Origin of the sequence: Candidatus Protochlamydia phocaeensis (assembly GCF_001545115.1) — a bacterium.
GTDB lineage: Bacteria > Chlamydiota > Chlamydiia > Chlamydiales > Parachlamydiaceae > Protochlamydia_A > Protochlamydia_A phocaeensis.
On the sequence record NZ_FCNU01000010.1, the window covers coordinates 19805 to 40968 of the forward strand.

General features: G+C 42.3%; 19 protein-coding genes. 11 read left to right on the forward strand and 8 right to left on the reverse strand.

Annotation, left to right across the window (positions count from 1 at the left end; all coding sequences use genetic code 11):
• The first annotated feature begins 52 nt into the window (after nt 1–52).
• From BN3769_RS03345 to BN3769_RS03355, 3 genes are all read left to right on the forward strand, one after another.
• Nucleotides 53–973 carry a leucine-rich repeat domain-containing protein gene (locus BN3769_RS03345; RefSeq protein WP_068467563.1) on the forward strand — a complete coding sequence of 307 codons (921 nt, stop codon included), beginning with the start codon at nt 53–55 and terminating at the stop codon, nt 971–973.
• Between the two features lie 120 nt (nt 974–1093).
• The gene (locus tag BN3769_RS15120; RefSeq protein ID WP_068467566.1) at nt 1094–2161 is read left to right on the forward strand and encodes a bifunctional transcriptional activator/DNA repair enzyme AdaA; all 1068 of its coding nucleotides are present in this window, start codon (nt 1094–1096) and stop codon (nt 2159–2161) included.
• 230 nt (nt 2162–2391) lie between these two features.
• Entirely contained in the window at nt 2392–2877 is a 486-nt protein-coding gene (locus tag BN3769_RS03355; protein WP_228840605.1) for a GNAT family N-acetyltransferase, read from the forward strand.
• 45 nt (nt 2878–2922) lie between these two features.
• Here the strand turns inward: BN3769_RS03355 and BN3769_RS03360 are convergent, their stop codons facing one another.
• Both BN3769_RS03360 and BN3769_RS03370 read right to left on the reverse strand, forming a co-directional pair.
• Entirely contained in the window at nt 2923–4071 is a 1149-nt protein-coding gene (locus tag BN3769_RS03360) for a class I SAM-dependent RNA methyltransferase (RefSeq protein ID WP_068467569.1), read from the reverse strand.
• Between the two features lie 856 nt (nt 4072–4927).
• Nucleotides 4928–6112 carry a hypothetical protein gene (locus BN3769_RS03370; protein ID WP_195155540.1) on the reverse strand — a complete coding sequence of 395 codons (1185 nt, stop codon included), beginning with the start codon at nt 6110–6112 and terminating at the stop codon, nt 4928–4930.
• 1034 nt (nt 6113–7146) lie between these two features.
• Between BN3769_RS03370 and BN3769_RS03375 the strand changes: the two genes are divergently transcribed.
• Entirely contained in the window at nt 7147–7827 is a 681-nt protein-coding gene (locus tag BN3769_RS03375; RefSeq protein WP_068467723.1) for an acyltransferase, read from the forward strand.
• Between the two features lie 153 nt (nt 7828–7980).
• A complete protein-coding gene (locus BN3769_RS03380) occupies nt 7981–8874 on the forward strand; it encodes a polyprenyl synthetase family protein (protein WP_068467572.1) in 894 nt (297 codons plus the stop codon).
• Nucleotides 8875–9234: 360 nt separating this feature from the next.
• On the opposite strand, the gene recA is transcribed toward BN3769_RS03380, so the two are convergent.
• Nucleotides 9235–10335, reverse strand: coding sequence for a recombinase RecA (gene recA, locus BN3769_RS03385; protein ID WP_068467573.1), 1101 nt, complete (start codon nt 10333–10335; stop codon nt 9235–9237).
• 236 nt (nt 10336–10571) lie between these two features.
• A complete protein-coding gene (locus tag BN3769_RS03390) occupies nt 10572–10916 on the reverse strand; it encodes a four-helix bundle copper-binding protein (RefSeq protein WP_228840606.1) in 345 nt (114 codons plus the stop codon).
• Nucleotides 10917–11398: 482 nt separating this feature from the next.
• On the opposite strand from BN3769_RS03390, the gene BN3769_RS03395 reads away from it, so the two are divergent.
• Nucleotides 11399–11803 (forward strand): DUF4383 domain-containing protein, encoded by a 405-nt coding sequence (locus tag BN3769_RS03395; RefSeq protein WP_068467575.1) that lies wholly within the window; start codon nt 11399–11401, stop codon nt 11801–11803.
• 255 nt (nt 11804–12058) lie between these two features.
• On the forward strand, nt 12059–14059 hold the full coding sequence (locus tag BN3769_RS03400) for a RasGEF domain-containing protein (protein ID WP_195155541.1): 2001 nt from the start codon (nt 12059–12061) through the stop codon (nt 14057–14059).
• Here the strand turns inward: BN3769_RS03400 and BN3769_RS03405 are convergent, their stop codons facing one another.
• Genes BN3769_RS03405 through pilM form a run of 4 tightly spaced genes read right to left on the reverse strand, consistent with a single transcriptional unit; the run spans nt 14060 to nt 18157 of the window.
• Complete coding sequence (locus tag BN3769_RS03405; protein WP_068467579.1) at nt 14060–14644, reverse strand: 5-formyltetrahydrofolate cyclo-ligase; 585 nt, start codon at nt 14642–14644, stop codon at nt 14060–14062.
• Nucleotides 14619–15914: a toxin-antitoxin system YwqK family antitoxin gene (locus BN3769_RS03410; RefSeq protein ID WP_068467580.1), complete on the reverse strand. Its 1296-nt coding sequence runs from the start codon at nt 15912–15914 to the stop codon at nt 14619–14621. Before BN3769_RS03410 ends, BN3769_RS03405 begins: the two co-directional genes overlap by 26 nt.
• The gene (locus tag BN3769_RS03415) at nt 15911–16540 is read right to left on the reverse strand and encodes a hypothetical protein (protein ID WP_068467581.1); all 630 of its coding nucleotides are present in this window, start codon (nt 16538–16540) and stop codon (nt 15911–15913) included. The genes BN3769_RS03410 and BN3769_RS03415 overlap by 4 nt, the downstream gene beginning before the upstream one ends.
• The gene (pilM, locus tag BN3769_RS03420; RefSeq protein ID WP_068467583.1) at nt 16541–18157 is read right to left on the reverse strand and encodes a type IV pilus biogenesis protein PilM; all 1617 of its coding nucleotides are present in this window, start codon (nt 18155–18157) and stop codon (nt 16541–16543) included.
• 243 nt (nt 18158–18400) lie between these two features.
• Between pilM and BN3769_RS03425 the strand changes: the two genes are divergently transcribed.
• From BN3769_RS03425 to BN3769_RS03440, 4 genes are all read left to right on the forward strand, one after another.
• Nucleotides 18401–18667, forward strand: coding sequence for a YggT family protein (locus tag BN3769_RS03425; RefSeq protein WP_068467585.1), 267 nt, complete (start codon nt 18401–18403; stop codon nt 18665–18667).
• Nucleotides 18668–19693, forward strand: coding sequence for a tRNA dihydrouridine synthase DusB (gene dusB / locus BN3769_RS03430; protein WP_068467587.1), 1026 nt, complete (start codon nt 18668–18670; stop codon nt 19691–19693). It abuts the gene before it with no gap.
• 74 nt (nt 19694–19767) lie between these two features.
• Nucleotides 19768–20061: an acylphosphatase gene (locus tag BN3769_RS03435; protein ID WP_068467589.1), complete on the forward strand. Its 294-nt coding sequence runs from the start codon at nt 19768–19770 to the stop codon at nt 20059–20061.
• Between the two features lie 18 nt (nt 20062–20079).
• The gene (locus tag BN3769_RS03440; protein ID WP_068467591.1) at nt 20080–20832 is read left to right on the forward strand and encodes a YqjF family protein; all 753 of its coding nucleotides are present in this window, start codon (nt 20080–20082) and stop codon (nt 20830–20832) included.
• Nucleotides 20833–21164 lie beyond the last annotated feature (332 nt).

A 21164-nucleotide genomic window follows, 5' to 3' on the forward strand; every position in this document is an offset into this window, starting at 1 on the left:
AATTGTGTTCATAAGTTGATAAACTTGAATTGCCCAATTAAAGAGCCTTCTCATGCTTGCACTCAACCTTACCGCCCAGCAGCTCGCCTCTATTCCAAAAGAAGTCTTTACTCATCCTCATTTAGAAGAGCTTTGGCTGGACGACAATCAAATTGCCCAGCTTCCAGGCGAGCTAATTGCTTTAAAACGCTTAAAAAGCCTTAGCGCTTACAAGAACAAGCTAAGTGGACTCCCGGCCTCTCTTTTTAAATTAACGGGCTTGGAAAGGCTGAATTTAAGCGCCAATAGCCTTCCATCTCTTCCCCATGAATTGGGGCATTTAATCCATTTACGCGTGCTGGATCTCAACTACAATCAAATTGCCGCCCTTCCCGAAGCGATCGGCCAGCTCCAGCAGCTTCAATTCCTGTATTTGGCCAGCAATAGCCTGGCTTCTTTGCCGGATTCTTTCGCCCTCTTAAAACAGCTGACTTATTTAAATCTTTCCCACAATTTGTTTACAACTCTTCCCGCTCATTTGCCGGTTCTTGAATCCCTCATTGAATTGCGCCTTTACCATAACCGTTTAATCGCTCTGCCCGCCTCTTTGGGCGAACTTCGCAAGCTTAGGGAATGTCATGCCATGCACAATCAAATCAGCGCGCTGCCGGATTCTATCGGCCAGCTAACGCAATTGAGAAAGCTGATGCTGGAAGACAACCGATTGGCCACGCTTCCACCTTCTATCGGCTGTTTGGAGAGTTTGACAGATCTGGACCTGCGAACCAACCAACTCGCCGCTTTGCCCGATACAATAGGAAACTTAAAAAACCTTCGCTTCCTCGATTTGCGAGGCAACAAACTGCTCTCTTTGCCCTCCAGCCTGCGCACCCTCCAAAAATTGGAAAAGCTCGATGTCAGGCTCAATAAGGGTTTTGTTCCACCTGATTGGTTTCAAGAGCTGGAGCAGCGCGGCTGTACAATCTTTTATTGAGCTCTGTTCCACGTGCGCTTCTTTGCCATTAAAAGGGAGGGAGATAAAAATTCCATGCCCGAATTTCGGCGGCAGCTTTTGATAAATGCGCTATAATAGAAGATATCAAGCGAGGCGCATATGATATCAGAAGAAGATAAACAAGCCTATTATCGAGCCTTTATAGCCAAAAAAACAGAGTATGAAGGCGTCTTTTTTGTAGGCATCAAAACGACGGGGATCTTTTGCCGCCCCACTTGCTCGGCTAAAAAGCCCAAGCTAGAAAACTGCGAATTTTTTGAGACCACCCAGCAAGCTATTCAGGCTTCTTTCCGCCCTTGCAAGCGCTGCCGTCCGCTTTTCCATCCGCAGCAAGCCTCCCGACTCATGCAAACTCTCATTGAGGCCATTGAACAAGATCCGGAAAAACGTTGGACCGCTAAGGACTTTGCCAAGCTAGGCGCTGATGCCTCAACCGTGCGTCGCCAATTTAAAAAGCGTTTCGGCATGACGTTTATTGCCTATGCCCGGGCGCGCCGCATAGAGTTGGCGTTAAAGCAAATTCAGCGAGGAGAGCCTGTCATTGAAGCCCAGCTATCGACCGGTTATGAATCCGGGAGCGGTTTTCGCGACGCCTTTTCCCGTTTGATCGGGACTGCCCCCGGTAAATTGAAACACTCCGCCATTCTTAAAGCTGCCTGGCTAGATACACCGCTTGGTCCCATGATTGCCATGGCCGATGAAAACGCGCTTTATTTATTGGAATTTACCGACCGCCGAGGCTTGGAAAGAGAAATTGCGCGCCTGCAGCAAAAGCTTCATGCCTCTATCCTTCCAGGCCGCACAGCTCCCATTTATTCGATTGAAGAGGAATTAAAGCTGTATTTTGACGGACATTTAACGGACTTTAAGACCCCTCTCTCCTTGCTCGGCTCTCCCTTTCAAAAAAAGGTATGGGAAGAATTAAGGCGAATTCCTGCCGGAGAAACGCGCTCTTATTCTGACATTGCTTTGGCAATTGGAAAACCGGCTGCTGTCCGCGCCGTTGCATTGGCCAATGGCTCGAATCAACTTGCGATTGCAATTCCCTGCCACCGGGTAATTGGGATAAACGGCGCCTTATGCGGCTATGCTGGCGGCATTGCCCGCAAAAAGTGGCTGATCCACCATGAACAAACATTTTTACAAGCCTTTGCTTCAGGAGGATAAGCAAGAAGATTTGATTGTGGAAAATGTGTCGACAATTAACTTAAAAAATTGACTTAAACAACTAAAATCTATCCAACAACATATCTAAAAACGGTTTTTTTATTTTTTAATTGATTAGAAAAGTGATCATATCTTCCCTATCCATGGGAAAATTGTTGATAACTTCGCAACCGATTGGTTACAAAGGATGCGAAAAAATCTTCACTTAAAAGTAATAGAGCTGCCAGATTATGATCAACATCCGCCAAGCGATTCAAACAGACTTTCCGCAAATTTGGGACATTTTCCACCAAGTGGTCAAATCCGGTGATACCTATGTATTCGATCCTGCCACTTCTTATCAAGAAGCGGAACAAGCGTGGATGATAGCGCCGTTGATGACGTATGTCGCCGAAAAGGATAATAAAATCGTGGGAACGTATATTTTAAAACCCAATCAGGGCGGGCTCGGCTCCCATGTAGCCAATGGCTCTTTTATGGTCCATCCACAAGAGCATGGAAAGGGAATTGGAAAGCAAATGGCCTTCCATGCTCTATCGGAAGCAAAAAGAATTGGCTTTTCAGCCATGCAATTCAACATTGTCGTTTCCACTAATGAGGCAGCTGTCAAGCTTTGGAAGGCTGTTGGCTTTCAAATCGTTGGCACGCTTCCGGGGGCATTCAACCATCAAAAATTTGGGCTTGTCGATGCCTATGTCATGCATCGATTCTTATAAACCCAAATTAAAAAAAGACGGCTTAAGAGGGATTAAAAGGCTGTTTTATCTTTCAAAACAAGCCAACAATTCAATGTGGTTGCTTCCAGGGAAAAATGCATAGCCCTCCAATTTTTTAAGCCTCCAGCCTTCTTGCAATAGAATTTGGTTATCTTTTTTAAAAGATTCCCATCCACAGCTTACGTAAATTAGTTTTTTAACTGGAGAGTGAATTAAAGCCTGCATAAAAAATTTGCTGAGGCCTTTTCTTGGCGGGTCGACAATGACTGTATCCGCTTCTATCATGATGGAAACGCAATCCTCAGCCGATCCGGAATGAAAAGATATTTTAGCGGCCTCTTCAGGCTTTAGGCGTTTTCTAGACAGGTCAAAGCAGCTTTCTGCATAAGGATTGATTTCTTCGCATTTGACCCAAGCGCATTTGGATGCAATAAAGAGTCCAATCACGCCTATTCCCGCATAAAATTCGGCTACCTTAGCATTAGGGGATATCCATTCCCAAATGCGATGGAGAAGGCTTTCAAAAAGGTTAAGATTGGCTTGAGCAAAATTGGCCGGCTGATAGCAAACAGAAATCGGCCCAAAAGACTCCCAAATTAGATCTTTTCCTTTAACCTTTGCCCATCCCTCGCCAAAAATCGTGTTGGTCTTGCGGCCATTAAAATTCAGCCAAATCGAATGCCAAAATTTCCCTTGATCTTCCTCAAATAAATCGGAGAGCAACTTATGCCACTTTTGTGCTACGGGAGAAGAATCGTCCCGACAATTAATCACAAAGACGGCCTGCACAAGGCCAGAGGAGCGTTCGACAACAAATTGCAAATATCTTATCTCTCCCGTTCCCACATCTTCTTGATAAGGCTGCAAATGATGGAAGCGCATCCAATGCTTGATGCGTTCAACGGCTTCATTGATGTGCGGATGATGAACCAAGCAAAACGGAATGGAAACGGCCTCATGCGACTGTCTTTTAAATAGTCCAATTAAGGGATGAGCCGCGCTTCCTCTTACCGCCAATTTTGCCCGGCAGCGCCATTCGGTTGAAGGCCCCTGGCACAAAGAAGGGATTAAGAGGCCTTGAAAATGATCAACGATTTCCTGCCAAATGGGAGGAGGAGAAAGAGCCAAATCAACACTGCATCCGGAACAGTTATTAAAATGACGGCAGGTGGGATGAGGATTCGGCAGATTCATAAACTAAATTAACTTAAAATTAACCAATAAAAGTTTTTAGCAGTATAACACAAGTCATCTTAATCATTCATTTTAAATTCTTTCTTTACTCAAGTTAAATAATCAATTTATGCCGAATTGAGCTCAAAATGAGTAGGGATTCCATTCCCTATCATTCGGAAAGATTGTTCATAACTCGAACTTTTTTGTTGGCAAGAGAGAAGATAAATGGTCGATAAAATTTGCAGCTGTCTATATCTGCTCAACTAGCAACAAGGCATTGACAATTCATCAACACAGGAAATACGAGTAAAAAGCTGCCTTTATCAACAAATCCACAAAGAATGAAGAGGAAGAGATATTTTATTAATAAGATTACTCTTCCTAAGAAGTCGTTGTGGAAAATGTGTTTTCGATTACAGTTCGCTAGGATCAGCCTTCCCATTTTTCCCATCAAAGAAAGAAGCAAAGCTTTTTACAAACGCATCGCTATCGAGTTAGCTGGCCGCCTCAATCCGAGAGATGAGATCTCTCTTCCAAGGAGGATTTCTCTGCTCTTTAATCATCCAAATCGTTCTAATCCTCATTTCTGCAATGCCGGATCTCCTAGACTCCAGGGCTTGGCAAACGAACCAAAAGATCCTACCCAATTGCTCTGTCAATTTTTGGCATTTTTCTCTTTCAAAACCTTTTCATAGAGGGAATAGACACGCTTTCTGCGTTGTCAGGCGCAAGATGCTGAAGCATGCCATAAGAAAAGAGTAGAAAGGAGAATAATTTCCTTCCTATCTTTAGAAAATTTTGCAGCTTAATAGTTTATTTTGTTTAGTTAATTATTTAAGGTTTTTGATAATAATTATCAGTTGCAAGCAACTATTTACATGGGCATATTTAATGTTGCTTGTTCTTTGGATTCCTTCCATTCAAATAAACAAGTAAAGTCTTTAGCAAATATTTCAATATCAGGTTGGCAGGTTACTTCTACCCAGGGGATAAGATCAACTTTCCAGGGAGGACTTTCTAGCCCCTTGATCGCCCAGACGGTTCGGATCATCATTTCTGCAATGCTGGGATCGCCCAGATTCCAAGGCTTGGCCTGGCAAACAAACCAGAAGATCTTGCCCAATTGTTCGGTCAATATCTTTGAATCTTCTTCTTGCAAAGCCTTTTTATAAAGAGAGTAGACGGTGTCCATTATGCCTTCAATATGGGAAGGCTGGGTATGTTCTAGGGTTTGGTGACAAGTGAAGATAACGAAGGAAAGAGGAAAGATTTTTTCCTCTATCTGCGTAAAAAATTGCATGAAATGAGGCTCATTTGTTTTCTCATTTCTTTTTATTTTGAGCTGGAGTCCATTTGTTGGCATGGATTGGCCTAATTTTTCGAGGCGCTTTCCCAGATCCTGATATTCTCCGGAAAACGAGGTCAGAAAGGGTTTTTCTCTTTTTTGTCCGTAATTCTCAAAGAAGCAATGCCCTATCTGATAAGCGATCCAGCAGCGATGGAAGGCAAGGAAATTGACCATATCTTCGACGCTCCATTGCTTTTCCCTTAGGCCAAAAGCTGCAAGTTGAATGCCGCGGTGCATCATCTTTCCATAGTCTTGCTGATTAGAATTGGCATATAATTTATTCCAATCCTTTTTTCTAACTATGTAGTGGTCCCAAACGTTCGATGCCTCGGGATCTTCTTGTGGCGGATTGACGAGAACATCAAAAATAGCCGAATTAGTGTTTAGCAATAGCTCCAATTGCGGAATCTCCATCCAATCTACATACGCTCCTTTTCGCTGTTTATGGAGTTCTAAAGAAAGGAGAGCCATTTTAAATTGCTTGGCCGTCTTTGCCAGATCTAAGGCATATAGATAAGAGTCAAAATCCTTTCCATAGAAAGGAACTTCAAAAGAGAGAATTTTTTTTATTTTCTTTGCACTTAAATGCGCAACTTTATTTATTGAAATATTTAAATCGTTTAATTGCTTGAAATCGGCTAAGACTAATTTTTTTTGAATTAAGCGGTTCAAGATTAAGGCCATTTTTTCTTTAATATGACGCCTTTCCAAAACTGCTCTAAAGGTGTTATTCCGATTTTTGCAAATGATAATAATTTTAGAAGTTGTTTTTAATTTGGAAAGAATAAATAAGAATTTTCCAAAATTTTTAGTGTTTAAAATTCTATAACATCTTCCTTTATAAAAATTAGATACCCTTAATTGAAACGAAAAAGAATTTTCAGAAGAAAAAGTTGGAGTATTTTTAAGCGTTCTCAATTTTAAAGGCATTTTTTCCTATAAGCTGCTAATATGGATTAAATATTAAAAAACCAAAATATAATAAACAAAATCATTTATTACTAATAAAATATTAAAATAAGAGAGAGTGCTCGAATTCATAATAATTTAAATTCATTTTTCTAAGCGTCTCTTCAATTAGGCAATGAACCTTATTCGAATTCATTTCTCCCTAAAAGAAGGAAAAGAATTCATCGGGTTTATTGCCTAATTGATGTCACACTCCAAGCAACTTAAATAAGAGAAGGATTTGGTAGAATAGCCTTGCTGAGGATATTAGGCGTTCTCCTGAAAGTCATTATTTTGTTTAAAAATTCTGGTTATAAGCTCCCTTAATAGCGAAGAGGAGAAATTGTTCGTAAGCGGCTTATTTTTGTTTATAGAGAAAATGAAAGCCTGTTGGCAGAAAAGGGCTTTGTCTATAGGAGCGCTTTTTTGCACTGGAGACTGACAAGTTATCAACGGCGAGCTATGGAGGAAAAAAGCCCTTTATATAGACAAATCCACAGAGATAGAAAAAGAAGATAAATTTTATCTTTTAATATTTTCTTCTTGAGAAGAAGCTGTGGAAAGTTTATTTTCCTTTAAGCAACTAGCCATTCTTAATTAGTTACCTGAGCGGGGAGTTTTTTACTCTTTCAACTGCGTCAAAGCTGCAGAGATGAACAAATGGCAAGGCGGTCAATGTTAAAAAATAGGGGCCATCTTGCCATTTTCATCTGCAAAAGCTTTCTCATCAGTTCAAAGGGCAAAAAAACTCCATGCTCGGGTTAGTTGTTTTATACTCTAAAGCATTAGATCTTCCTATGAATTTGCAAACCTCTTATTTTTTTGATCTCTCCTCTTTTAGCCACGCCCGTTTATTTGAGGGAGATCCTCAGCCATGGTTGGTTTTGCCTAAAATTGAAGGGTATTTAAAGCGTTTGCCTCTTGGTCAATTGAAGGGCACGATCTCTCCTTCTGCCTACCTGATTCATCCTGAATTGATTTTTATTGATGAAGGATCTGTTGTAGAACCTGGTGCATATATTCAAGGACCTTGCTGGATTGGGAAAAATTGCGTTGTCCGTCATGGCGCTTATATCCGCGGCAACTTATTAACAGGGGATCAGTGTGTGATTGGGCATGACACGGAAGTAAAAAATGCCGTCTTTTTTGATCGTGCCCATGCGGCCCACTTTGCCTATGTTGGAGACTCTATTTTGGGGCAAGAGGTGAATTTAGGGGCAGGAACGAAGCTTGCCAATTTCAAGCTGGACCATCAACAAATTTACGTTCGTGATAATCAACAGCGCTTGGCAACGGGCCTGCGTAAATTTGGAGCCATTATTGGCGATAGAAGTCAGATTGGTTGCAATACGGTAACCAATCCGGGATCTTTAGTGGGAAAAGATGTGCGCTGCTATCCCTGCTTAAGTATAGGAGGCGTTATTCCTTCTCGCTCTTTAATTAAATCGTCGGCTGCAGTTGTTATTACTCCATATTAAATAAAAAGCGACAAATTCTATTCAATTAATGGTTCATCGCCTATAATTAACGCCTTAATAAGCAAAGCAATTCAATGAATATTTCCTTTTTTAATTAATATTCAGGATTTGTTTAACCCTCTTATAAAATCTTTCAGACGGCTCAAGTAATTTATGCAGACCAATCTTTCATTTTTCTCCATTTTAGAGCCCTATAAAATGGCCATTGAGGCATCCATTCGCAATAATATGCCCAACTTAGGCCCTAAAAGCACGCTTCGCGATGCATGCGAGTATGCGCTCTTAAATGGGGGGAAGCGTTTTCGCCCCGCCCTTGTCTTGATGATAGCCAAAGCATTAAATTTGGGCCTGGATGTTTCTCAAGCAGCTTTGGGGATAGAGTATTTCCATACAGCCTCTTTAATTGCCGATGATTTGCCTTGCATGGACGATGACGAAGAAAGAAGAAATAAGCCGACTCTGCACAAGGTTTATGGAGAATCGATTGCTCTGCTTGCCACCTATGCGTTAATTTCTGCCGGATATGGCTGCTTGGCAAAAAATGCCCACAGCCTTAAACAAAGCGCGCATCCTTTAGCCCATCGAAGCGATCTGCTTTGCGTCCTCGCTTTAGAAAATGCGGTCTATAATACGGGAATCGAAGGGGCAACCGGCGGACAATTTTTAGACCTCCTTCCTCCCGATCAGTCTCTTTCTACTGTCAAAGAGGTTCTCAACAAAAAAACCGTGACATTGTTTGAAATTTCCTTTGTGCTAGGGTGGATCTTTGGCGGAGGGGATTTGGAGCAGCTGGCATTGGTCAAAAAGGCTGCGGCCCATTTTGGCATGGCTTTTCAAATCGCCGATGATTTGGGCGATATGGCCCAAGATCTCTCTCATGAGCATGCCATGAATTTGGCCAATGTCTATGGCAAACAAGCCGCCATTGCCTTATTTAATGAGGAAATTCAGCACTTTAGACAGGCGTTGGTCGATTTGCGTCTGCATTCCGTTGAATTGCAAGCACTCGCCGATTGGCTTGTCGAACAAGTCACCTCTCTCTCCTGAGCGTTCACTCTACTAAATTCAATTTTTGAACTTACATGGGTATAAAGTTTGCTAATTCTTTAATTAGCGATCAATTCCGCAAATATCAAGGCATTATAGCTGTCCCTGTTTTATACCAAAGGAAAGATTAAATCAGCATTTCGCACTAGTCGAAATGCTCCTGCGGTTAAGCGATTGTAAGTGGTCCTTATTGATTAATATTGACCTGCTTAACGATTGTTTAACCCGAGGCTTTGGTACAGTCCAAATGTCGATTTAATATGTCCCATTGGGATTATCTCGTGGATAAAGATTTAAGCCAAAAAAAAGGGCTTCTCTTTGAGAAGCCCTTTATTCTTACCGATTCATTTGCTCGGCGTCTTATACTTCAACCGGCTCTTCTTCCGCTTCTACTTCTTCTGTTGCTGCTGCAGCCGCTGCTACTGCTGCCGCTTTATGAGAAATTTTGTTGCGGTTGTCCTTATAATGTTGAAAAATAAGCCCTTCAATTTCCTCTAAGAGCTTGTTATTATTTTTTAGCTCTTCTCTGACCGCTTCCCGGCCTTGTCCCAAGCGTTGTCCTTTATAGCTAAACCAGGCTCCCTTTTTATCGATAATGTTAAATTCGGTTGCCATATCGATAGCCGAACCTGTTCGTGAAATTCCTTCATTAAAAAGAATGTCAAATTCAGCGATTTGGAAGGGAGGCGCTAATTTATTTTTGCTGACCTTTACTTTGACGCGGTTTCCGACCTCAGAGTTGTCGGGTCCCTTAATACCGGCCGTTCTGCGGATATCAAGACGGATAGAAGAATAAAACTTCAGCGCACGTCCACCCGTTGTGGTTTCCGGATTGCCATATACAACGCCGATTTTATCCCGGATCTGGTTGATGAAGATTGCGCACGTATTGCTCTTTGCTAAAGCAGACGTGAGCTTTCTTAGCGCTTGAGACATCATACGGGCTTGCAGACCCATGAATTGATCGCCGATTTCGCCTTCCAATTCCGACTTGGGTACAAGCGCGGCGACCGAGTCAATGACGATGACATCGACGGCGTTGGAGCGGGCAAGCATTTCTGCAATATTCAGCGCCTCTTCTCCACTATCGGGCTGGGAGATGAGCAGATCATCCAAATTGACGCCGATTTTAGCGGCATAGCTAGGATCTAACGCATGCTCGGCGTCGATATAAGCCGCTAAGCCGCCATTGCGCTGAGCGTTGGCAACAATGTGAATGGCTAAGGTTGATTTTCCGGAGGATTCTGGGCCATAGATTTCTACTACGCGTCCACGTGGAACACCGCCGATTCCCAAGGCAATGTCTAGAGAAAGAGCGCCTGTTTTAATTACGCTGATCTCTTTTTCCAGGGAATGTTTGCCGAAAGCCATGATGGCGCCTTCGCCAAATTGTTTTTTAATTTGACTGACTGCTAGACCCAAGGCTTTTTTACGTTCCGTATCCGGTGCTTGTTGCGACATATAAACTCCTTTGAATTTAGGATAATTAAATTTGTAAGCACATATTAATGATCGGTTTGAATGAGAAAGGCGTAGTAGCGTTTAAGCAGGCTTCTAAAGGCAGATGGAAGTAGTCAAAATGAGCTTCAATCATAACTGTTTTAGGATTAAGATTCCAGAAGAGAAAGCACCTTTTTTTGATAAAAAAAAGCCAAAAGAAGGCGTTCCAAACTCTTTATTTTTTAAAAAAATAAATATTAACTTCCTTCTCCTGCTATAAGCGCTTGCTCTTGGCACCTGCGGCATATTTGAGCGCATTCTTGGCTATAAGGTTTCTCTTTTTTTTCGCATTCATCCGCGCATTCTTGGCAGGCTTGTGCACAGAGGTCCCACAAAGAAACGGCCCATTTTGAGCGTCTATTTTCAAATTTGATGGCCAAAGCGCAAATATCGGCGCAATCGCGGCACAGTGCAGCAAGCTCTCCCAGTCCGTTTTCAATGGCTAATTGAGCACAGGCTTCACAAGCGTTCATACACTCTATACAAGCCATCATTTGTGGAGTATGGGAAATTTGAAAATAAGAGTGCTTAAAATCTTTCACGCGTTTATCTCCTTGTTCTTTAGTTGGGATTTTTCTTTATGCACACTTTCAATAGGAAAAGCAATCAAGCAGGAAAAGATAAAAAAAATCTTGTTGTTTAAAGGGATAAAATATTTTATGAGAAAATAAATCTTCTTCGATATTAATTAGGCCGCGCCGTCAATTAGGCAATGAACGTCGTTAATTTTTTTCTTTAAGAGAAAATAACCGCGCATCTGGGCCATTGGCTGATTGACGACCCGCCCTAGGGCGTGGAAGAGGGGTGAAGTTCATAATACTCTGAGTGTGGAGTTTTTTTGCTCTTTCGACTGCATCAAAAGAGCAAAAAAACTCCACACTCAGGTTAATAATCGTCTAGGTTCCAATTCTTTTTCCCATTTCCTAGGTAAAAAAAATTGAATCCAAGCCATTAGCAATTTCAAATTATCCTCTTAGAGACCGTGGATAGTCTCTTAAATCAATTAAAAAATAGGGAGTCGTGTATGTTAAAAACTTGTGCGATTGTCTTTGGTGTTATCATGCTGATCATCGGTTTATTGGGATTTGTTCCCCAGGTAAATCCAAACGGGATGCTATTGGGACTTTTTCATGTCAATTTGCTCCATAACCTCATTCATTTGGCAACAGGATTGGCTGCCCTTTTATGCGGCTTGACGAGCGAATATGCCTCTCGTATCTTTTTTCAAATATTTGGAATTGTTTATGGATTAGTGGCTCTTTTGGGTTACTATTACCTCGATCATCCTATTTTTGGCATCCTAGCCAATAATTTGGCTGATGCTATTTTGCATACCCTTATTGCCGCCTTTTCTCTTTACTTGGGATTTGGCTATCATTCTTTACCACGTTCGACCCCTCCTCACGATCGGGAACATCACTTGAGCTAAGCAAAATTTAAGGAGAAAATTCATTGACAAGCAAATAAATAGAATTTTCTCCTTTATTGCCTTTTACCGTCTTCCTTTTCTATTTTCTCTAATTTGTTAAACAAATTTGTTATTATTTATCATTGCTTTAATATTTCTTAACTTAATTTAATATTGTAAACATTAAAATTACACTTAAATTACTGTAATTAATTATTTTCTGTATTATAATAATAAATAGTAACTAAAAATTATTTCATGTTTATTGGTTTTTTTATGAATGATAATAATATATCTAATATTTCTTCTTTAATCTCAAAATACGAGAATTTAATAGAAGCAAATAAAACAAAGAGCGAAGTAGAAAAGGTCAAATCCAGCAATAGGAAGAAGAGAACATCTTCTACTAGGGAGGAGACCAATCTGGCTTCAAAACTTAATCGCTTGAATCCTGGTCAATCGATCAGTTCTCTGTCTAGTGAGAAAAGAAAAAAGCTGATAGATAAAGAGATCGTCTCTCTTCCTGTTCAAGACTTAGAGAACAAACTCGAGCAGGACTTGGTCGAACTGATTAGCCACACAAAATCCAATCCATCCGCATCTTTACAAGAAGAAGAGGCGAATGATGAATTGGAAATGAATCAAATGAGCGCACGCTTAAAAGGGAATTTTAGGTCTTTATCTGAGCAGGCTTTAGATTCTTTTCATGAATCCGATTCTCTCTCGGAAGATCAGGTTGTTCCGGAGGTGCAAGAAAGTATTCAAACGGATTTGGAACTGGTCGAGACCAAGCAGGAATCCAGAAGCGATGAATTGGCAATTATCGAACCTCCTCCTTCGAGTAAACCTTATGAAGTCGCTTTAGCAGTCAATAAAGCCATGCATTATTGCCTTCTTTTGAATCAAATCGATCGGCATAAAGGATCGGCTCAATTAATGATGAACCCTCAGAAAGACATTTACCTAGAAACCCATCCAGGTTTTTTAGCTGCTTTGAAGAAAAAGAAAGAAATTGTCGCAAGCTTTAGGGAAATGTTGAATGTTGCTCAAGAGGCCATGAAAGAGGATAAGGTTGCAGCTTTAGGACTTTTACAGAGGATGCGTACGAATGCATGGGCAAAGGATGTCATGCGTTATCATGGAGATTTAAAAACCAGTTTTTATAAGCTTTATAACCAAGCAATTAATCAAACGATTAAAGACTCGAATGCTGTTTTTGCGTCTACAATTAAAAATCTAACCGAGCAAGAATTAGTTAAAAAGCAAGAATGCGGCGATAAATCGCATTTGATCCGACAGCATTGTCCAAATTGCTTCAAGCTGACCCAAGTATTTGATGCGGTGAAATATCGCATGATTGATTCTATTTTAGCCCAAGAGGATATCAAGCAACGAACAGCCCTCGTTGAAGCCTTTATTAAGGTGGCCCATGTTGCGTTAATTGAGCATAAAGATTTTTCAACCGCTTATGCCATCTGGAACGCTCTACAGTCTGAATCTATTCAAGATGGGCGTTTGCGAGAGACATGGAAAGGGATTTCAAAAGAGTCGCACAAAATTTATGAATTTTTATCCAATGATTTCAATGCAATGCGATCGGATACTTATGCAAGAGATATGAAGCGCATGAAAGAATTCGATATTCCTGTTCTCACGCCTTTCTTTGCGACTTTGGGCTTGGCAAGCAATAGAAAACAAGGATTTGAAGATAAACGCATTGTTGCTGAAAGGCAGCAAGAAGAAGATTTGGCAATCATCCATCAGTGCAGAAATTGGAAAGACAAGGGCGAATTGGAAACGAGGATCGCCAATATGAAAATGGATATTGAGCAGCTTAAGCAAAGCGATCAGACAAATGAAGACGTGCAGAAAAAGCTTTCAATTGCTGAACATGCCCTATCCATTGCCACGCTTTTCCAAGAGGCCGGTGCAGACGTTGATGAATTAACGCTTTTAGGACAGATGAAAAGTTCTCAGGACATCAGCGAATCAAAAAAATGGATTGAGAAGTATAATACTCAGATACAGGAAACGATGAAGGAGATCTTGCTATTTTCTCATCAAATGCCTACTTATTTGAGAAAACTTTCTCATGATGATAAAAACAACTGGATTGAAAGAGAACTTCAATCAGTGAATGAAGCCTTTGAAGAACACTCTAAGGGAAATTCTTCTTTTACCTATGCTGAGCTAATAGAACATAGGGGAGATAAGGCCTATGAGCGTTCGCTAGAGATCGAACCCGTTGCGCATTCTAATAAGAGCAAAGGCGTCTAATTAGAAGAGAAAGTGATCTCTCAAAGGAATATCATAAGCCGAAAAGGGCAAGTTTGTCATCACTTGCTCTTTAAATCCAATGCCCCAGCTTATCGCCTGGGGCATTTCTTTTAGCAGGCGATCGTAATATCCTTTGCCATAGCCTAAGCGGTGCTTCGTTTGGCTATCAAATCCCAGGCCTGGAATAAAAGCCAGGTCGATTGTTTCGGGATCGATCGGCACGTGCAAATCTGTTGCGGCCGGTTCTCTTACTCCCCAGCGATTGGGTTGAAGGGCTGCGAGAGTAGACACTGGAAATAACTTCAATTCCTGCCCAACGATTTGCGGAAGGACAAGGCGTCCTTCGGCTGCCAATTGATGGTTTACACTGTCCAAGGATAGCTCGCCGCCGAAGCTTGCATATGAAAGCACCCAGCGTGCCGATCGGCTGGATTCAAGCAGCGTGCTGTGCGCTAGCTGGGCTGCCTCCTGCCGGCGCTCTTCCGAAAGCTGCTCTCTTATCCGCTTGAAATGTAAACGGCAGAGCTGCTTGTGTGCTTCAATGGCACGCGGCTGAAGATCAGAGGTCTGGCTTGCCGTTCGCATAGGAAATCTTTTGTACAAAGTGTCCATCGGCATCAAAGACAGTCACAGTTCCTTTTCCTTGAATCACCTGGCTGACAGGAATTTTTTCTCCTTTGCGAAAGTAATCCCCTCTGATTAACTGATCTTTTTCATACTCTTCGATCATCATCAAGCTGCCGTCCCGATACCAGGCAGTTAAAACGCCATTTCGCGCATTATTGGCCATCTCTTTTTGACTTTCAACAACGCCGTTTGGATACCATGTGCGCACTAGCCCCTGAATTTTTCCTTCATACCAATAAAAGGACAGCTTTGGCTGCGGAGCGGAAGAAGACGAGCGTTCATAGTATTCAACCTCTTCTCCATGCTTAATCCCCTCTTTGATGTGATAAATACGCTTGAGCTGACCGAGGGAATTGAAGACTTTAACTTCACCTTCTAAACAGCCATCTTGAAGGCTTTGAAGCTCTTGAACGCAGTCTTTGCCAAACACCGCGCGGTAGCCGCAGCCTTGCTTGACTTCGGCGATCAGATTGCCTTGCTTGTCATAATATTGGCCATTGGTTAGCTTACCCTGGCAGTATTCTTCTTGGCTGGCCAAGTGCTGCATATCCCAATAGCGGTAAGCCGGCCCTTGTTTTTGCCCTTGGCTATAGGAAATTTGCTGCAGGATCTCGCCGTTGGTTTTATAGATCTCAACCGTTCCATCAATTTGATTTTTACAGAAAGGGATGCGCTTCCAGATCTGCCCGCAAGGATGGTAATAAATCGATAGGCCCTCTAAAGAACCCTGAGAATAAAAAATTTCAGCGGCTGGCTTGCCGTCTTCATCCCAGGCATAGCTTGGCCCATCAAACAGCCATGTTTTTTCTGCCGCTGTTGTTACGTCAGGCGATCCCCCTATGATGCGGGTCGATAAGCTCATAACGCCGTTTTCATGCCACTCATAGTAGTTGCCATTGGCGCGCGCGTTCAGAATCTCTAAAAATTGCTTGGGATTGCCGTTGGGATAATACGTTGTGACAACCGAGCGAATATTTCCCTTGGAATCGCGCGCATAGATGCGCAAAACTTTTTGATAAGGCTGGGATTTTAAAAAATCGACGTTTTGAAATTGATCCAGACGGTCTTTATTGCTGATCGTCTCCGCGAAGCCATTGCGGTCAATAATATGGATACTGGTCAGCGGAAGCCGCTTTTTCGTGCAGCGTTTGGCTCCTGAAAAGGTAAAGAGGAGCAAAAATAAGCAGATCCACAAACCGGCTTGTTTGAGCACATGCGCTTTAGTCATAAAAATTCTCGTTTCAGCAATTTAAGGTTAAGTAAAAAAACCTCGTTCTTCTCATTAATTTTCTTTTTATCTAACTTAAACTCCGTCACAACGAGTTGGGGACGGTTGGGCCCGGGGGCAAAGGAAGCCATTTCAATGCCTTCGATCCGCGCTAAGATTTTTTGTAGGTCGGCTGCATTGATTTCGACCGGATGAACCAATGTTTCCGTTGTTTCTTGAAAAAGAGGGAAGGATTGAACAACCCCTTCAGAAAACACCAATCCGTTCGCAGGACTCGTTAAAAATTCCAAGCGTTTTTTGATCCGCTCGTCATCGGCAAAATTTTTATCGGCAGTGATTTTTTGCAGCATCTCAATTTCAGGCTCTAAAAACACAAGCGTTTCTAAATACTTGTCAATATAGAAGTGGTCGGCATCCCGGAAGTGTTGACGGACGGCGAGATTAAGCGCCTGCTTTTTCTCTTTTAAAAAAGCTTGATGTTGGATGCTTTCCAACGTTGCATTGAGCTCTTCCAGCTGGCTTTTTTGCGAGAAGAACAAAAAAACAACGCCTAAAAAAGGCAAAAGCCCTAAGGCGACCAAATAGCTAACAGCTCGATGGAGAGGAATAGTTTTTAGTGTATTCATTTATTGACTAGGATAAGTGGTTTTATCTTTTAAGTAAAAAGATGTCTTATAACGGCCTCGGTTTGAGCTCCACTTGACCTCTCCCTTGGGATCAATCCAATCATTGGGAGCAATCAACGCATCGTGAAATTCGCGCGCCCATTTAGGAGTGGGACTACTGAATTCCAATTCCACTTTGACTTGATACTTTTCTTGCTTTTTTCCCTGCATCGGCCGTTTAAGGATTATATAGCTAAAGTTTTCAATCTGCAGCCGTGCAGCCGAATTTCCCTCTTCATCCACATACGTGACAGTCGGATGCTGGCTCAACCAGGCCAAGACATCGCTGACGCGCGGAATATTGGCAAACAAAGGGAAAGAGTCCGGAGTCGCATGCAGGTCTTTCTGCAAAAAAGCCAAGCGTTCGAGCAAGTCTTCTTTGGTTAAGTGTGTAAGGGAGACGACTTCTCCTTGGTTTTTTTCTCGGGCCGCAGGCGCCTTAGCTAAAAAAGCCTCTTCAAATTGATCATAGGATTTGTTCATGCCTGCCAATAAGCTGGCATATTCCTGCTTAAGAAAATTTTCCTTATAGCTTAAATAAAAGTTGCCGAAAAAGTAAAAAGTTCCGCTTAAGATCAACATCAAGATAAAATACAGGGCGAGGGGAACCTTCAGTCTTTTCCACGGATGAGGGTAGCTCAATTCTTGCTGGCGGAAATCAATTGCATCGGCTGCGGGCAAGGCATTTAATGCCAAACCAATGCTGATGGCATAGACATGCTTGTCTTGCGTCGAAAAACCGTCGGATGCCTCGATACAGGTCAGCAAGGGAAGATGCACGGTTTGCGCCAGTTGTTCTGCTAGTCCTTGTACTTTAACCATATCTCCTGTGACAACCAATCCTGCCAAGGCCTCTCCTTTGCTTTCTTTGGACAAGGCATATCCCATTCTCGTCACCCCTCTCTGCAAGCGAATAAGCGTGTCTTGCGAAAAATCTGTTAGGGCAAGAGAAGATGCTGTGGATAGCTGCGCTTCGAGATCGGCAGAAAAAAGCTCCTTTTCAATTTGGGAGAAAGACGCAATCAATTTGCCTTGCTCGATCAGTACACACGTTAGGGAACTGCGATCTATATGCAGCATCAAGTAAGCCGATTCGGCATGAATGTATGTTTTGCCAAATTGGCACAGGGCGCTTTGAATGCAGCCGATTTTCTCGGGCTCAATCCCAACCGATTGCCAATGTTCCAGATGGGTCTGCACGTGATCTTTACGTGCAGCTAAAAGCGTCAAATCAGATCCTTCCGGCTCCTGACGCAATAGCTGGCGGGCAAAGACCGCCTCATCAGGCGGATAAGGGAGCAAGGGCTCGGCTTGAAAGGCCAAAGCGGCATCGATGTCTTTGTCTTTTTTTAAAGGTAAATGTAAAAAGCGGATCAACACTTCCGAACCAGCGAGGCCGGTTGCTAAAATGGGATGCTCCATGTAAAGCTGTTTTACATTGGATGAGGAGTCAAGCGGAAAGCTAAATAGTCTCGTTAGAGAGGGAGCGCCTTTTTTTTGGCTGACCTCTGCTCCTCGAATGCACGAAGCGGTTAACTCGAGTCCGATAGATCTGATGGAAGAAAGAAGCTCTAGCATGCTGCCTGTTTTTTAATGCTTTAAATTAAGAAGTTTAATAGAATTTTTGTATTAATTCAAGCAACTAATTTGTCCTGTAATTTAAAAAAGAGAACAAGAATTAAACATTAAAACTAACTGGTATTTAAATGTTCGGGCAGCCTTGCTAGAAAGCGTATTAACTCCTTTCATGAAGGCTTTCCTTATTTAGTGGCCTTTATGGTATATACAAATGCATTCAATCTTTAAGACCGAGACTCGTTTATGCTTATTATCATTCAATTGATCAATCTTTTTTTTCAAGTTTATACGCTTATGCTATTTGCACGCATTATCGCTTCTTGGTTTCCTCAACTTTACGAATATAAGGCGATGCAGTTTATTGCTTATTACACAGATCCTTATCTCAATTTTTTTAAGCGGTTCATTCCTCCGCTGGGCATGATCGATTTTTCGCCCATCGTCGCCTTTTTATGCTTGAATTTTGTACAAAATATTCTCATTAATTTAATTGTAGGTTTCGTCAGATAAATGTCCTCTCAAGCCCCTCTTCAATTTGGCCAGCTCAAGCTGCCCAATCGCATTTTTTATGCTCCTTTAGCAGGATGTTCCGACTATCCTTTTCGCAAAATGTCGGCCAAGTATGGCCCCGGCTTAATGTATTGCGAAATGGTCAAGATGGATGCGCTAGTCAGGCATGATCCCGCAACCTATCATCTTTTAGATTATGCTCCTGACATGCATCCGATTGGAGGGCAATTATGCGGGAGCAAACCGTCTTTGGCAGGCCAAGCGGCTAAAATCATTGAGGATTTGGGGTTTGACGTTGTCGATTTAAATTGCGGATGTCCGGTTGATAAAGTTACAAAAGATGGAAGCGGATCTGGCATGCTGAAAACCCCGCATTTGATTGGCGATGTGCTTGCCAATATGGTGGCCGCCGTTAAGATTCCGGTCACGGTTAAAATTCGAGCTGGATGGGATGAAAAGCAGGTTCAGGTGGCAGAAATTGTCAAAATTGCCGAACAAGCGGGAGCAAAGGCCATCTGCATTCACGGACGGACACGTCAGCAAGGCTATAGGGGGCCTGCCAATTGGGACTATATCAAGCAAGGAAAGCAGGCGGCCACAACAATTAAAGTCATTGGCAACGGCGATATTTTGGATGGGCCATCGGCGGCTAAAATGTTTGCGGAAACAGGCTGCGATGCCGTTTTAGTGGCACGCGGAACGATGGGTCAGCCTTGGATTGTGCAAGACATTTTACATTATTTAGAAGGTCTGCCGGCTCTTCCCCGGACGCTTGAAGATTGCCGCCAAGCGTTGTTCGAACATTTCTTGTGGACGCAGCGCTATCATAACGACCATCGGGTTTCTGTTGATATGCGCCGCGTAGGTTGCTGGTATTTGAAGAAGTCTTCGGGAACCAGGCAATTTCGCGAGCTGATCAGCAAAGCTAGCGAATTGAGCGTCATCAAAGACCTCATTTTAAATTTCCCTTTAGGAGAAGGAATAGAAGAAGACGTTGATGAACGGGAAGTCGACTGTTGTGCATAACTAGCGCTTTATGCTACATAACAGAAAAACCAATTTTGAATTCAGTCCCTTATAAAGCTGAAGGAGAGAGAGTCATGGAGCATTCTTCCCAGGAAATTTACGAAATGCGCGCAATTGTTAAGGGGAATGTTCAAGGAGTGGGATTTCGAGCGTTAACACGCTATCATGCCCTCGGATTGGGACTCAAAGGAACGGTGCGCAATTTATCGGACGGCACTGTCGAAATTTACGCGCAAGGCTCCAAGCAAACCTTAGAAAATCTTATAAATCGATTAAAAGAGGAAATGGGGTCTAATCAAATTGAAGAAGCAACGCTTCAATATTTTCCCATTGAGCAGCCACACGAAGATTTTCGCATTTTATATTAATTTAATAGAGAGTGTATTATGGCCCACCCCACCTTATCTGCCCGTCTGGCCGTGCGCGAGTATCCTCAGAATCTTACACCTGTCATGGATCAAAAATGGCGCGATCTTCTCTTTCTGCATTGGGAATATGATGCCAAGGCCATCCAAAAAACGCTTCCTCAAGGCCTTTTTGTAGATACATTTGAAGGTAAGGCCTATATCGGCATGACGCCTTTTTCTTTGGAAGGCGTCAAACCCAAGCTTTTTCCTCCTCTTCCTGGCATGTCCAATTTCTTTGAGCTCAACTGTCGAACCTATGTTTATGACGAGGCAGGTGTCCCCGGGGTTTGGTTTTATTCTTTGGATGCCAACCAACAATTAGTTGTGCAAATGGCTCGCCAGTTCATGTATTTACCCTATCGCTATACGACGATTGAAATGTCTATTGATCCCCAGCAGGTCATTCATTACCAATGCGAACCGCTGGGAACGCCAATCGAATTTGTCTATAAAGGCGAAGGACCTCTTTTTTTAGCGGAACCCGGTTCCTTGGAATTTTTCTTAACCGAGCGCTATATCCTATTTGCCGATAAAGGGGACCGCCTAACAAAGGGGCGCATTCATCACGTTCCTTATCCCTTGAGCCGAGCTAAAGTTTCTAAGTGGAATAGTCAATTATTTGACATCAATGGATTTGACAATCCTCAGCGCCCGCCTGATCACGTGCTATTTTCCCCGGGAGTAGATGTGGAAATTTTTAGCTTGCAAGATCAAGCTAAAAAATCCCTTTAGGCTTAAAACTGCTAATGACCTAGATTCGAGTGCTTTTCCCTTAATTTATAGCTTTAGGGAGAAAATAATCTCAAAATATGGGTTATAAGGGACTTTAATCCACTCTCTACGCTTCATTTCCTTGGCCTTTCCGTTTCTTTAAACGCTCTCAAGAACTGGCATAAAAAATGCTCATTAAAGGCATTTTAAACTCAGATTTTTGCTCAGCTTTTTGAGAGTATTCAACCTTTCCATCCAGAGTCGAATGCTTTTGTTCAAATGATTTTGATAGGCGTTTTAAATCTTCTATAAAGGATAAGATTTTAGAATTTAATTTATTTAAAGCTGAAATT